14 protein-coding genes are annotated in these 13,424 nt (G+C 76.2%); 9 read left to right on the top strand and 5 right to left on the bottom strand.

The features are described from left to right. Positions 1–13: 13 nt before the first annotated feature. A complete protein-coding gene (locus tag ACFO3M_RS18780) occupies positions 14–859 on the bottom strand; it encodes an MBL fold metallo-hydrolase (RefSeq protein ID WP_387992378.1) in 846 nt (281 codons plus the stop codon). Between the two features lie 219 nt (positions 860–1,078). Here ACFO3M_RS18780 and ACFO3M_RS18775 point away from each other — a divergent pair, with 219 nt between their 5' ends. From ACFO3M_RS18775 to ACFO3M_RS18745, 7 genes are all read left to right on the top strand, one after another. Further along, a complete protein-coding gene (locus ACFO3M_RS18775) occupies positions 1,079–1,417 on the top strand; it encodes a UBP-type zinc finger domain-containing protein (protein WP_387992375.1) in 339 nt (112 codons plus the stop codon). 38 nt (positions 1,418–1,455) lie between these two features. After that, positions 1,456–2,967 carry a TldD/PmbA family protein gene (locus tag ACFO3M_RS18770; RefSeq protein WP_387992372.1) on the top strand — a complete coding sequence of 504 codons (1,512 nt, stop codon included), beginning with the start codon at positions 1,456–1,458 and terminating at the stop codon, positions 2,965–2,967. Continuing rightward, complete coding sequence (locus tag ACFO3M_RS18765; RefSeq protein ID WP_387992369.1) at positions 2,964–4,352, top strand: metallopeptidase TldD-related protein; 1,389 nt, start codon at positions 2,964–2,966, stop codon at positions 4,350–4,352. Before ACFO3M_RS18770 ends, ACFO3M_RS18765 begins: the two co-directional genes overlap by 4 nt. Positions 4,353–4,895: 543 nt before the next feature. Next, positions 4,896–5,198, top strand: a complete 303-nt coding sequence (locus tag ACFO3M_RS18760) for a hypothetical protein (RefSeq protein WP_387992366.1) — start codon at positions 4,896–4,898, stop codon at positions 5,196–5,198. Between the two features lie 142 nt (positions 5,199–5,340). Then, the gene (locus tag ACFO3M_RS18755; protein WP_387992364.1) at positions 5,341–5,796 is read left to right on the top strand and encodes a hypothetical protein; all 456 of its coding nucleotides are present in this window, start codon (positions 5,341–5,343) and stop codon (positions 5,794–5,796) included. A gap of 175 nt (positions 5,797–5,971) precedes the next feature. Continuing rightward, complete coding sequence (locus tag ACFO3M_RS18750) at positions 5,972–7,000, top strand: C40 family peptidase (RefSeq protein ID WP_387992361.1); 1,029 nt, start codon at positions 5,972–5,974, stop codon at positions 6,998–7,000. 49 nt (positions 7,001–7,049) lie between these two features. Continuing rightward, positions 7,050–8,531, top strand: a complete 1,482-nt coding sequence (locus ACFO3M_RS18745; RefSeq protein ID WP_387992358.1) for an APC family permease — start codon at positions 7,050–7,052, stop codon at positions 8,529–8,531. Here the strand turns inward: ACFO3M_RS18745 and ACFO3M_RS18740 are convergent. Next, positions 8,528–9,106, bottom strand: coding sequence for a YdeI/OmpD-associated family protein (locus tag ACFO3M_RS18740; protein ID WP_387992355.1), 579 nt, complete (start codon positions 9,104–9,106; stop codon positions 8,528–8,530). The genes ACFO3M_RS18745 and ACFO3M_RS18740 overlap by 4 nt on opposite strands. A 46-nt stretch (positions 9,107–9,152) precedes the next feature. On the opposite strand from ACFO3M_RS18740, the gene ACFO3M_RS18735 reads away from it, so the two are divergent. Further along, positions 9,153–9,461, top strand: a complete 309-nt coding sequence (locus ACFO3M_RS18735) for a hypothetical protein (protein WP_387992352.1) — start codon at positions 9,153–9,155, stop codon at positions 9,459–9,461. Positions 9,462–9,469: 8 nt separating this feature from the next. On the opposite strand, the gene ACFO3M_RS18730 is transcribed toward ACFO3M_RS18735, so the two are convergent. After that, entirely contained in the window at positions 9,470–10,504 is a 1,035-nt protein-coding gene (locus ACFO3M_RS18730; protein WP_387992349.1) for a uroporphyrinogen decarboxylase family protein, read from the bottom strand. Between the two features lie 43 nt (positions 10,505–10,547). Between ACFO3M_RS18730 and ACFO3M_RS18725 the strand changes: the two genes are divergently transcribed. Then, on the top strand, positions 10,548–11,135 hold the full coding sequence (locus tag ACFO3M_RS18725) for a gamma carbonic anhydrase family protein (RefSeq protein ID WP_387992346.1): 588 nt from the start codon (positions 10,548–10,550) through the stop codon (positions 11,133–11,135). 73 nt (positions 11,136–11,208) lie between these two features. On the opposite strand, the gene ACFO3M_RS18720 is transcribed toward ACFO3M_RS18725, so the two are convergent. Together ACFO3M_RS18720 and metX are read right to left on the bottom strand one after the other, a co-directional pair. Beyond that, positions 11,209–12,276, bottom strand: a complete 1,068-nt coding sequence (locus ACFO3M_RS18720) for a threonine aldolase family protein (RefSeq protein WP_387992343.1) — start codon at positions 12,274–12,276, stop codon at positions 11,209–11,211. Positions 12,277–12,349: 73 nt separating this feature from the next. Then, positions 12,350–13,423 (bottom strand): homoserine O-acetyltransferase MetX, encoded by a 1,074-nt coding sequence (metX, locus tag ACFO3M_RS18715; RefSeq protein ID WP_387992340.1) that lies wholly within the window; start codon positions 13,421–13,423, stop codon positions 12,350–12,352. Position 13,424 lies beyond the last annotated feature (1 nt).

The raw sequence follows: 13,424 nt of genomic DNA, 5'->3' as shown, positions 1-13,424 counted from the left end.
GGCGCGCAGCCTCCTAGGCGCGCAGCGAGATCGTCTCCCCGCGCACGACGGTCCGCAGCTGCCCGGGCGCCCGCCGCTCGGCGACCTCCCGCACGAAGTCGCCGAGCGGCGAGGCGAACCGGTCGTAGTCGTCGTAGTGCACCGGCACGGTCACCGGCGGCTTCAGCAGCTCCACCAGGTCGGCGCCCTGCCGGCCGTCCATGGTCACGGTGACGCCCAGCGCCCTGGTCCCGCCCAGGTGCGGGATCACGACGTCGAGCGGCCCGCAGCGCTGCAGCACCTCGCCCAGCCACGGCCGGAACAGCGTGTCGCCGGTGACGTAGCCGCGCCAGGACACCTCGCCGTCGCGGAGCAGCTCCAGCACGCTGCCCATCACCGGCGGCAGCACCCGCGCCAGCGGGCCGGGGCCGTGGACGCCGGGCACCGAGGTGATCCGCAGCGTCTCGTCGCCGCGGCCGATCTCGTGCACCTGCCACGGCCGCAGGTCCGCGGTCGCCGAGAAGCCGCGCGAGGACAGCGTCCGCGCGGCCGCGGGGGTGGTGACGACCGGCGTGGCCTTGTCGATGGTCGCGTAGGCGACCCGGTCCCAGTGGTCGCCGTGCAGGTGGGACAGCAGGACGGCGTCGAGGTCGGGGAGGTCCTCGGGCAGCAGCGCCGGGTCGGTCAGCCGCCGGGCGAACAGGCCCTTGCCCAGGTAGACGCGCTCCCCGCGCCGGACGAAGTTCGGGTCGGTGAGCAGGGTGAACCCGCCCAGCCGCAGCAGCGTCGTCGCGTTGCCGCCGAAGGTGAGGGTGACGTCGGCGGCGCTCTCGTCGGTGGGCGCGGTGCTGCGGTCGGCGCTGCCCGGGTCGGCGGTCATGCCCGGGCGGCTACCCGCCGGCCGTCGTCCTGCAACCCCGGCCGGCGGTGTCGGCGGGCCGGTGGCCGGGCCGTGGCCGCCCGTCCGCTGCAGGAGACCGCCGCGGGCCTTGTCCCCCGCCTCCGACCGGAGCAGCGTCACGACCGGCACCGAGCCGGTGCCCGACGGCGGCCGGGACCGGGTCCGGGCCGCACCCACCGCAGGACCCGAGGAGCCGCGATGAGCCAGGTCGACCCGTCCGTCCCGCCGAGCGGCACCGGCTGCGCCGACTGCGACGCCACCGGCGGCTGGTGGTTCCACCTGCGCCGGTGCGCCGCCTGCGGCCACGTGGGCTGCTGCGACTCCTCGCCGTCGCAGCACGCCTCGGCGCACGCCGCGGCCACCGGGCACCGGGTCGCGCAGAGCTTCGAGCCGGGTGAGGACTGGACCTGGGACTACGCCGCCGGGGAGTTCGGCGGGGACCTCCGGCTCGCGCCGCCGACCTCGCACCCGGTGACCCAGCCGGCGCCCGGGCCCGCCGGCCGGGTGCCCGCGGACTGGCAGCGCCACCTGCACTGAGGGCGGGCCGGGGCGGGCCCGGCTGGTAGACAGGGGCGGTGGTGCAGTCCCGGGACGTCGACGAGTCCTTCCTCGCCCTGCCCCTGTCCGCGCTCACCGAGGCGGCGCTGACCCGAGCGGTCGACCTCGGCTGCGAGCACGCCGACATCCGGGTGGAGCGCATCCGCACCCAGTCGATCAGCCTGCGCGACGCGCGGCTGGAGGCGCTGGCCGACGGCGAGGACTTGGGCCTGGCCGTGCGCGTGGTGCACGAGGGCACCTGGGGGTTCGCGGCGGGCGTCATCCTCACCGCCGCCGAGGCGGTGCGGCTGGCCGAGCAGGCGGTCGCCGTCGCGCAGGTGTCGGCGGCGCTGGCCACCGACCGGGTCGAGCTCGCGCCGGAGCCCCGGCACGAGGGCTCCTGGGTGTCGTCCTACGACGTCGACCCGTTCGAGGTGCCCGACGCCGAGAAGACCGCGCTGCTCACCGAGCTGTCCGAGCGGCTGCTGGCCGCCGACGGCGTCGAGCACGTGCAGTCGGGCTGCATGCACGTCAAGGAGCAGAAGTACTACGCCGACACCAACGGCACCCGCACCCGCCAGCAGCGGGTCCGCATCACGCCGGAGTTCACCGCGCTCACCGTCGACCGGGCCACGGGCGCCTTCGAGAGCATGCGGACCCTCGCCCCGCCGGCCGGCCGCGGCTGGGAGTACCTGACCGGCGGGCACTTCGACTGGGACGCCGAGCTGGCGCAGATCCCCGAGCTGCTGCGGGAGAAGACCAAGGCGCCGTCGGTGGAGCCGGGCCGCTACGACCTCGTCGTCGACCCCTCCAACCTGTGGCTGACGATCCACGAGTCCGTCGGCCACGCCACCGAGCTGGACCGGGCGCTGGGCTACGAGGCCGCCTACGCCGGCACGTCGTTCGCCACCGTCGACGGGCTGGGGAGCCTGCGCTACGGGTCGGAGCTCATGCACGTCACCGGCGACCGGACGGTCGAGCACGGGCTGTCGAGCATCGGCTGGGACGACGAGGGCGTCGAGGCCCAGCAGTGGGACATCGTCCGCGACGGCGTGCTCGTCGGCTACCAGGTCGACCGCAACACCGCCCGGCTCGGCGGGATGGCCCGCTCCAACGGCTGCTCGTTCGCCGACTCGCCGCGGCACGTGCCGGTGCAGCGGATGGCCAACGTGTCGCTGCAGCCGGCCGCCGACGGGCCGGACCTCGCGGGGCTGATCGGCGGGGTCGAGCGCGGCATCTACGTCGTCGGCGACAAGAGCTGGTCGATCGACATGCAGCGCTACAACTTCCAGTTCACCGGCCAGCGCTTCTACCGCATCGAGGGCGGGCGGCTGGCCGGGCAGCTGCGCGACGTCGCCTACCAGGCCACGACGACGGACTTCTGGGGCTCGATGCGCGCCGTCGGCGGGCCCTCCACCTACCGCCTCGGCGGCGCGTTCAACTGCGGCAAGGCCCAGCCCGGGCAGGTCGCGCCGGTCAGCCACGGCTGCCCGGCCGCGCTCTTCGAGGGCGTCACCATCCTCAACACGGTCCAGGAGGGCGGGCGATGAGCCAGCTGACCGCGCAGCAGCTGGTCGAGAAGGCGCTGGCCGCCTCGACCGCCGACGGCTGCGTCGCCTACGTCGTCGAGAGCACCGAGGCCAACCTGCGGTGGGCGTCGAACAGCCTGACGACGAACGGGGCGATGCGCTCGCGCCAGGTCGTCGTCGTGTCGTTCGTCGACGGCGGCGCCGGGATGGCCACCGGCACGGTCGCGCGGACCGGCACGCCCGACGTCGCCGAGCTGGTCGCCGCCAGCGAGCAGGCCGCCCGCGACGCCGGCCCGGCCGAGGACGCCGTGCCGCTGATCAGCAAGGCCCCCCCGGACGCGGGGGACTGGGACGCCGAGCCGGCCGAGACCTCGATCGAGGTGTTCGCCGAGTTCGCGCCGGCGCTGGGGGAGGCGTTCGGGGCCGCGCGCGGCCGCGGCGACCTGCTCTTCGGCTACGCCGAGCACGCGCTGACGACGACCTACGTGGGCACCTCCACCGGCCTGCGGCTGCGCACCGACCAGCCCAGCGGCCGCGTGGAGCTCAACGGCAAGAGCACCGACTTCTCGCGGTCGGTGTGGTCCGGCGTCGGCACCCGCGACTTCCGCGACGTGTCGGTGGCCGACCTCGCCGCCGACGTGGAGCGCAAGCTCGGCTGGTCGCAGCGGCGGGTCGAGCTGCCGGCCGGGCGGTACCAGACGCTGCTGCCGCCGTCGGCCGTGAGCGACCTGATGATCTACGCCTACTGGACGATGGAGGCCCGCGACGCCGACGAGGGCCGCAACGTCTACGCCAAGGCCGGCGGCGGCAACCGGATCGGCGACCGGCTGGCCCAGCTCCCGCTGACCCTGCGCAGCGACCCGCACGCCCCCGGGCTGGAGACGGCGCCGTTCCAGGTGGTGAGCACCTCGTCCGGCTCGGCCAGCGTGTTCGACAACGGGATGGCGACGCCCGCCGTCGACTGGATCCGCGACGGCGTCCTCACCAACCTGATCCGCCCGCGGGCCTGGGCGCTGAAGACGACGGCGCCCGCGGTGGCCGCCGTCGACAACCTGATCCTCGAGCAGCCCGGCGCGACGGCGTCGCTGGAGGACATGGTCGCCGCCACCGACCGCGGGCTGCTGCTGACCACGCTCTGGTACATCCGCGAGGTCGACCCGCAGACGCTGCTGCTCACCGGCCTGACCCGCGACGGCGTGTTCCTCGTCGAGGGTGGCGAGGTGACCGGCGCGGTGAACAACTTCCGGTGGAACGAGTCGCCGGTGGACCTGCTGGCGCGGATCGGCGAGGTCGGGCGCACCGAGCGCACGCTGCCGCGCGAGTGGAACGACTGGTTCACCCGCGCCGCGATGCCGCCGGTGCGCGTGCCGGACTTCAACATGAGCTCGGTGTCCCCGGCCAGCTAGGCGCCGTCGGCTCCCGCCGGCCGCCGCACCGCCGGCTCGTGCGGTGCTCCGCGTGCTCCTGCGGTGCCGCGACACCGCAGGAGCACCGGGAACACCGCGGGAGCCCACCTCCTGGGGTCCTCCCTGTGCTCCTGGGGGCCTGCACCACCCCAGAACGTCGAACAGCGCCCCAGCGGCCGGCGCGGGGAACGTCTGCACTGCGCGTCGACGTCGGCTCTTGCGGTGTCCTGCGTGCTCCTGCGGTGCCGCGACACCGCAGGAGCACCGCGAACGCCGCGAGAGGGCCGGCTCCTCGGGTCGAGCCCGTGCTCCCGCGGTCCTGCCGCATCCCGGGACCGCGGGAACGACCCTCGTGGCCGCCCGGTGCGGGGTCCTCGCGCACTGGCGGCGCGTCCCGACGGGGGCTCGTGGGGCGGCTGTGACGCAGGGGTGGCGAGGGGCGCCCATACCGCACGGCTGCTCCCCCCAAACACGGATCCCGGATATTTTTCTGGCGGACAGCAGAGAGCCCCCGGGTCCCCGGGGGCGCGAGGGGAGCACGCCATGACCCGCAACCAGAAGCCCTCCGTGTTCCAGGTGGGCAAGATCTGGGACGACGGCCGCACGATCGTCGTCTCCGGGTGGGGCATCGGGCTGTGCGCCTCCGCCTGCGCCTGCCACCGCTCGCCGATGGGCGGGCACCTGGCCATCGACGAGGACCAGGCCGGCGGCACGCTGGGGCTGCGGTGCTTCGACGAGGACGGTTGCGACTGCTGCGAGCCGTGGACCGCCGACGAGCTGTCCGCCGTCCTGCGCGACCTGCAGCGCGTGGCCGGGCTCGACGCCGAGGAGCCGCTCGCCGGCTGACGGAGGACCCCCCTGCCCCCCGCCGCTCGCAGGCTCGCGGCGGGGCCCTGCGGAGGGGGCGCACGGACACCGGTCCGCGGGGCGGGCGCCGTTCGGCGCCCGCCCCGCGGGGTATGCGGACCCCGTGCTGGGACGAGCTGCGATGCGCGGTGCCCTGGCCGGCCTGGCCGGCACCGCGGCGATGACACTGGCCGAGAAGGTGGAGCAGCAGGTGACCGGCCGGCCGGACTCCTACGTGCCGGCCCGCACGCTCACCGCGCTGGCCACCCGGCGCCGCCCGCCCGGGTCCGAGCGGCCGTTCGTGCGCAACCACCTCATGCACTGGGGCACCGGGGCCGCCGTCGGCGCGCTCCGCGGGATCTGGTCGGCCAGCGGCCTGCGCGGCTGGCGCGCCTCGGTCTGGCACACCTCCGTCCGGCTGGCCACCGACCAGACGCTGGAGAACGCCACGGGCGTCGGCGACCCGCCGTGGACCTGGTCGCGGCAGGACCGCGTCGTCGACGTCGCCGGCAAGGCCCTGTACTCCCTCGTCACCGGCGCGGTGTCCGACGCGCTGGTCCCGCTCGCCCCCGACCGCCGCCGCAGCACCTCCCCCTGACAGGACCGGCCCGGTCGCGCGACGGCCGGGACGGGTGGGACGGACGGGGAGCGTGGGGTCCCGCCCGCCCCGGGCACCGCGCGCCCTGCACACGCTCCGCTGACGACCTCCCTACGGTCCGTACCGAGACGAGACCAGGGGAGCGCCGCCGGGAGGCGGCAGGGGGAGGCCGATCGTGCAGCGCAACCGGACGACGGGACGGCGCTGGACGGGTGCGGTCGTCGCCGCCACCGGCCTGGTGGCCCTCGTGCTCGCCCCCTCGTCCGCCTCCGCCGAGCCCGGCACGCCGCCGGCCACCGCCGCGGAGGCCGCACAGCTGGTCGAGGAGACCGGCCGGCAGCTGACCGCCCTCGACGAGCAGGTGCACCAGGCCGAGCTCGCGGTCGCGGCGCAGCAGCAGGCCGCCACCGCCGCCGACGCCGCCGCCGACACCGCCGAGGCGACGCTCGCGCAGTACGCCCCGGCCATCCGCGCCATCGCGCAGAGCGGCTACACCGGCACCACCCGGTCCCGCGTGGCCGCCTTCCTGGGCAGCGACTCCGCCGACGACCTCGTCGCCCAGATGACCATGATCGACCTCATCGCCGACCACACCGACGGCGTCCTCACCGAGGTGGCCGCCGCCCAGGCCGCGGCCGAGCAGGCCCGGGCCGACGCCGACGCCGCGGCCGCCGAGGCCACCGCCGCGCTGACCGCCCTGCACGACCAGCAGGCGCAGGTCCGGGCGCAGGCCGACGCGTACGAGGCCGACTTCGAGCGGCTGACGGCGGCCGAGCAGGCCCGCGTCACCACCGCGCTGGCCGGCCCCGTCCTCGACGCGCCGTCGGCGGCCGCCGCCGCGGCCGCCGCCCCCGGCCCCGCCGCCGCGATCGCCGTGCAGACGGCGCTGGCCCAGATCGGGGACCCCTACGTGTGGGGCGCCTCGGGACCCGACGGCTTCGACTGCTCCGGGCTGACCTCCTACGCCTACGCCGCCGCCGGCATCGCGCTGCCGCACTCGAGCAAGGCGCAGTCGACGCTGGGGACGCCGGTGGCACGGGCGGACCTCATGCCCGGGGACATCGTCTACTTCTACTCGCCGGTCAGCCACGTCGGCCTCTACATCGGCGACGGCAAGATGGTGCACGCGCGCACCTACGGCCAGCCGGTCGCGGTGACCAGCGTCGACCAGTCGGGGTACCGCGGCGCCGTCCGCGTGGCCTAGCGCCCGCCGGGCGCGCCGTCCCCCGGGGCGGGCCGTACCGTTGCCGTCCGTGACCCGGGCACTGCCGCGTGAGGAACCCGCCCTGCGGCCCGAGGCCATCGGCTTCCTCGACTCGCTGGTCATCGGCCTGGCCGCGACCTCGCCGGCCTACTCGCTGGCGGCGGTCATCGGCCCCGTCGTCGCCCTGGTCGGGGTGCACGCCCCCGGTGTGATGCTGGCGTCGTTCGTGCCGATGCTGCTCATCGCCGGCGCGTTCGCCGCGCTCAACCGGGCCGACCCGGACTGCGGGACGACGTTCTCCTGGGTCGCCCGAGCCTTCGGCCCGACGGCGGGCTGGATCGGCGGCTGGGCGATCACCATGACCGGCGTCCTGGTGGTCGGGTCGCTGGCCGAGGTCGGCGTCCGGTTCACCCTGCTGGTGCTGGGCCTGGACGCCCTGGCCGACTCCACGCCCGCGGTCGTCGCGCTGAGCGTGCTGCTGGTCGTCGTCATGTCGGCGATCTGCGTGCTCGGCACCGAGATCTCCGCCCGGCTGCAGAACGGGCTGATCCTCGCCCAGACCGCGGCGCTGCTGGTGTTCGCCGTCGTCGCGGTCGTCCGCGGCGTCCGGGGCGACTCGCCCTTCGGCGGGCTGACGCCGTCCTGGGACTGGCTGGACCCCTTCGGCGCCGGCGGCGCCGCGCTCACCGGCGGTCTCCTGCTCGGCGTCTTCGCCTACTGGGGCTGGGAGTCGGCGGTCAACCTGACCGAGGAGACCACCGACCCGCGGGTCGCCCCGGGCCGGGCCGGCGTGCTGTCGACGGTGGTCCTGCTGCTCACCTACGTCGGCGTCGCGGTCGCCGTCGTCTCCTTCGCGGGGACGTCCTGGCTGGCCGGCAACGCCGACGAGGAGGAGGCGGTCTTCGCGCTGTTGTCCACGCAGGCGCTGGGCGGCTGGGACTGGGTGGTGCTGGCCGCCGTCGCCACCTCGGCGATCGCCTCCACGCAGACGACGATCATCCCGGCCTCGCGCACCGGCCTGTCGATGGCGCGGCGGGCAGCGCTGCCGGCGCGGTTCGGGTCGGTGTCCGAGCGGTTCCGGACGCCGGACGTCTCCACCTGGTGGGTCGCCGGCGTGGCGGTCGCCTGGTACGTCGGCGTGCACCTGGTCAGCGAGAACGCGCTGTTCGACTCGATCACCGCGCTGTCGCTGCTGATCGCGCTGTACTACGCGCTCACCGGCCTGGCCTGCGCCTGGTACTTCCGCCGCCGGCTGGCCCGCAGCGTGCGCGACGCGCTGCTGCTCGGCGTCGGTCCGCTGGTCGGGGCGGCGATGCTCGGCTGGCTGCTGGTGCTCTCCGTGCGCGACCTCGCCGACCCGGCGAACAGCTACACCGGCCAGGCCTGGCTCGGCCTCGGCCCGCCGCTGGTGATCGGCGTCGGGATCATGGTGGCCGGGATCGGCCTCATGCTGCTGTGGCGGTGGCGCGACGCCCGCTTCTGGCGCGAGCGCCCCGGCGTGGCCCCCGAGGACGCCGACCCCCTCGGCTAGTGCAGCAGGCGGCCCTCCGCGAGCATCGTCACCAGGGCCGCGATCCGCTTCGCCCGCGTGGCCGGGGTGGCGGCGGTGTGCACCCGCCACAGGACGGCGTAGCGGTTGGTGCCGTCCAGCCCCGCGAACGCCTCCTGCGCGGCGGGCTCGGCGGCCAGCGCCTCGGCGAGGTCGTCGGGGACGGTGATGGTGGCCGGGCCCGCGTAGGCGCGGTCCCAGCGGCCGTCGGCCTGCGCCGCCTCCACCTGCGCCAGACCCGCGGGCCGCATCCGGCCGGCCGCGACGAGCCCGGCGACGATGCCGACGTTCTTCTGCGACCACACGCTGCGCGGCCGCCGTGGCGTGACCCGGGTCAGGTACCAGTGGTCGTCCACGCTGTTGCTGCGGCCGTCGATCCAGCCGAAGCACAACAGCGACTCGACCATCTCGTCGCGGGTCAGCGAGGGCACGCCCGCGCCCTTCTTCGCCAGCTTCACGTAGCAGCCCGGCGCGGTGGCGTGCTCGGCCTCCAGCCACGCCTCGAACGCGGCCTGGTCGGGGAAGGCCAGGACCGGTAGGTCGGTCGGCAGGGTCACGCCGGGATCCTGACCGGGACGTCCCCCGGTGCGCCACCCTGTCGGCGTGGGGAGCACCGACGCCGTCCGGGCGGGTGAGGTCTACGCCGCCGACCTCGAGCCCCGGCCGGGCGGGCGGCTGCGGCACTGGGTCCGCGTCACCGGTGCCCTCGCCGCCGAGCTCGCCCAGGGGCTGGTCCCCGCGCCGACGGTGCACGACGTGGTGGTGCGCCGCCGCGCCGACGGCGGGGAGGTCCTGCGGGTGCCCGCCGAGGACCCGCACGCGCCGGGACACCTGCTGGCCGCGATCCGGGACGAGCTCGACGCCGTCGGCCCCGGGGAGTTCCTCGACCGGTGGAGCGTCCGCACGCCCTGATCCCGCGTTCAGAGCTCCGTGCGGAGCACCTCCGCCGCCCGCGCGAGCGACCGCATCTTGCCCTCGGCGGACGCCCGCGGCAGGTACTTGAGGCCGCAGTCGCTGGTGAGGACCAGCCGCGCGACGTCGACGTCGTCCAGGGCCCGCCGCACGCGGTCGGCCACCACCTCCGGCGTCTCCACCTCCGGCGTGGACAGGTCCAGGACGCCGAGGGCGATGCCCTTGCCGCGCAGCGGCCGCAGCTGCGCCGGGTCCAGGTGCGACTGCGCCGTCTCCACCGACACCGTGTCGACCGGGGTGTCGGCCAGCTCGGGCAGGAACGAGTAGCCCTCCGGGCGCTCGCTCACCATGGCCGCGTAGCCGAAGCACAGGTGCAGGTGCACCGGACCGGGCGCGCCCTCCACCGCGCGGGTCACCGCCTCGGCGCCGTAGCGGCGGGCCACCTCCGGCCGGGCCTGCAGCCACGGCTCGTCGATCTGCACGACGTCGGCGCCCGCGGCGAACAGGTCGGCGATCTCCTCGCGGACGACGTCGGCGTAGGCCAGCGCCAGGGCGCGGTCGTCGCCGTAGTGCTCGTCCTGTGCCTGCTGCGCCATGGTGAACGGGCCGGGCAGCGTGATCTTGACCGGCCGGTCGGTGGCGGCGCGGAGGAAGCGCACGTCGCGGGCCTGGATCGGGCCGCGGCGGCGGAGCTCGCCGACCACCCGCGGCACCGGGATCGGCTTCCCGGAGCGGTTGAGCACCGTGCCGGGGGTGTCGACGTCGACCCCGTCGAGCGCGGTGGCGAAGTGGTTCGAGTAGGACTCCCGCCGCTGCTCGCCGTCGCCGACCAGGTCCAGGCCGGCCGCCTCCTGGGCGCGGACCGCCAGCAGCGTCGCGTCGTCCTGCGCCTCCTCCAGCAGGTCCGGCGCCGGCCGCCACAGCTCCCGGGCGCGGACCCGGGGCGGGAACTGGTGAGCCAGCCGGTCGTGGTCGATGAGCCACCCGGGCTGGGGCAGGCTCCCGACGACCGTGGTGGGCAGCGGCGGCAGGGAAGCGGACACGGGGTGATCCTGCCCGCGCCGACGGGGCTCCGGGTGTGCTGGGGTGGACGCCGTGGCGGACAACTACATCGCGGAACTGCCCTTCGGCGCCCCGGCCATCGACGAGGAGGCCTTCGTCGCGCCGACGGCGGTGGTGGTCGGCGCGGTCACGATGGGACCGCGCTCCAGCATCTGGTACGGCGCGGTCGCCCGGGCCGATCACGAGGTCATCGAGATCGGCGAGGGCTCCAACGTGCAGGACGGCAGCACCCTGCACTCGGACCCCGGCTTCCCGCTGGTCCTCGGCCGCGGCGTCACCGTCGGGCACCGCGTCGTCCTGCACGGCGCCCGCGTCGACGACGACGTGCTGGTCGGCATGGGCAGCATCGTCATGAACGGCGCGCACATCGGGTCGGGGTCCATCGTGGCCGCGGGCGCCGTCGTCACCCAGGGCACCGTCGTGCCGCCGGGCTCGCTGGTGGCCGGCGTCCCGGCGAAGGTGCTGCGGCCGACCACCGACGACGACCTCGCGCACATCCGGCTCAACGCGGCCAGCTACACCGAGCGGCTCGACGCGGCGCGGAAGGTGCGGCCGGTGGTGCGCCGTCCGCTGCCGCCGGCCGGCTACACCCCCGGCGACGCCGCCGACTGACGAAGGACCACCCTTCCCCCCACGCCTCGCACGCTCGGCGCGGGCCCCCTGGAGGGCGGCCCATCACGTCACCTCAGACGGCGCCGGCGAGGCGGGCGACGGCGTCGCGGACCTCGTCGAGGGACAGCGCCAGCGTCGCGTCGCCCACCGGGAGCTCGACCCGCACCACGGTGGGGTCGCCGGTGACGCCTGCCCGCGCCCAGGTCCACAGCCCCTCCTGGGCGAGCGCGCGGGCGGCGGCGCGGAAGGCGTCCGGGGTGGTCGACAGCAGCAGGTGCAGCATCGGCGTCTGCGGCGGGTCGGGCACCACCCGCACCCCGGGCAGGCCGCGGACGGTCTCGGCGACCTCCCGCGCCCGCTCGAGGTAGGCGGGGAACAGCGGCAGCCGGCGGCGCAGGCACGACAGTGCCGAGGCCGCGCCCGGCCACAGGCCGAACAGCGTGCCGCCCATCCGCCCGCGCCACTCCCGGACCTCGGCGACGACGTCCGCGGGCCCGGCCACGCAGCACCCGGCCAGCGCGCCGACCCCCTTGTAGAAGCTGACGTAGACGGTGTCGAACGGCGCCGCGACGTCCGACGGCGGCATCTCGTAGCCGGCGGCGGCCTCCCACAGCCGGGCGCCGTCGAGGTGGGCCACCGAGTGCACGTCGTGCGCCCACGCGGCCTGCTCGACGACGTCGTCCCACGGCGGCAGCGGACCGCCCAGGTCCCGCTGCGGCAGCTCGACGACCAGCGCGGCCGGCGGCTCGGCGACGCCGTCGAGGTCGGCGCGCAGCAGCATCCGGTGCCGGTCGCCGACCGGGCGCTCGACCAGGCCCTGCAGCCGCGCCAGCGCGCCGCCCTCGTGCCGGAACAGGTGGCACTCGGGGTGGGCGACGACGGTGGCGCGGCCGCTGCGCCCGGCGTGCACCCGCAGCACCGCCTGCTGCGCCATCGTCCCGCTGGGCAGGTAGACCGCGGCCGGCTTGTCCAGCAGCTGCGCGACCTCCGCCTCGAGCTCCGCGACGACGCCGCCCGAGCCGTACCGGTCCAGCGCGGTGTCCGGCGGGATGGTGGCCAGCAGGTCGGCGGCGCGCTGGGGGCCGTGGCCGGTCAGGGCACGGTCGCAGGCCGGCCGCAGGGCGTCGAGGTCGTCGTCCACGGGCCCAGTCTGTCGGGAGCCCGGGATCCCGGCGGACCGGGCCCGGGGCCCTGGCTCCGGGACCCCGGCCCCGTCAGGCGTCGAGCAGCTCGCGGAGGAGCGCGCCGACGGCGGCCGCCTCGATGAGGAAGCCGTCGTGCCCGTACGGCGAGGACACCACCCGCAGCGGCACCCCGAGCGCGTCGGCCACCCGCCGCTGCAGCTCCAGCGGGTAGAGCCGGTCGGAGTCGACGCCGGCCACCACCGCCCGCGCGGTCACCCGGGCCAGCGCCGCCTCCACCCCGCCCCGGCCGCGGCCGACGTCCCAGGTGTTCATCGCCTCGGTGAGCACCAGGTAGCTGCCGGGGTCGAAGCGGCGGGTGAGCTTGTCGGCGTGGTGGTCCAGGTAGGAGGCGACGGCGAACCGGCCGTCGGCCTGCACGGCCGCGCCGAAGCGCTCCTCCAGCTCGAACGCGCTGCGGTAGGTCAGGTGCGCGATCCGCCGGGCGATGCCGAGCCCGGCGACCGGGTCGGCGCGGATCGCGGCCTGCTGGGTGGTCTGGGTGCCGATCTGGTCGGCGGTGGCCGCCGCGCCCGAGGCGAGGAAGAACAGCCCGGCCACCCGGTCGGGCAGCGCGACCGCCCACTCCAGCGCCCGCATCCCGCCCATCGACCCGCCGACGACGGCGGCCCACCGGTCGATGCCGAGCGTGTCGGCCAGCGCCGCCTCGACCAGCACCTGGTCGCCGACGGTCACCTCGGGGAACCGCGGTCCCCACGGCCGGCCGTCGGGCGCGGTCGAGGACGGGCCGGTCGTCCCCTGGCACCCGCCGAGCACGTTGGCGCAGACGACGAAGAACCGGTCGGTGTCCAGCGCCGCGCCCGGCCCGACCAGCGACGCCCACCAGCCCGGCGTCGGGTGGCCGGGCCCGGCCGGGCCGGTGACGTGGCTGTCGCCGGTGAGCGCGTGCTCGACCAGCACCGCGTTGCCGCCGTCGGGGGCGAGCGTGCCCCAGGTCTCGTAGGCCACCCGGACGCCGGGCAGCACCCCACCGCGTTCGAGCCGGACCGGTCCGTCCAGGTCCAGGAACAGCCGGTCCCCGGCGGGGTCGCCGTCGCGCCACCCGCCGGTGCGCGGCGGGGTGCGGGACCCCGGGAGGTCCCGCACC

The organism is Geodermatophilus arenarius, assembly GCF_042654585.1.
Lineage (GTDB): Bacteria > Actinomycetota > Actinomycetes > Mycobacteriales > Geodermatophilaceae > Geodermatophilus > Geodermatophilus arenarius.
Note: the sequence above shows the minus strand (reverse complement) of the source record. Positions and strands in the feature narration are given on the sequence as shown.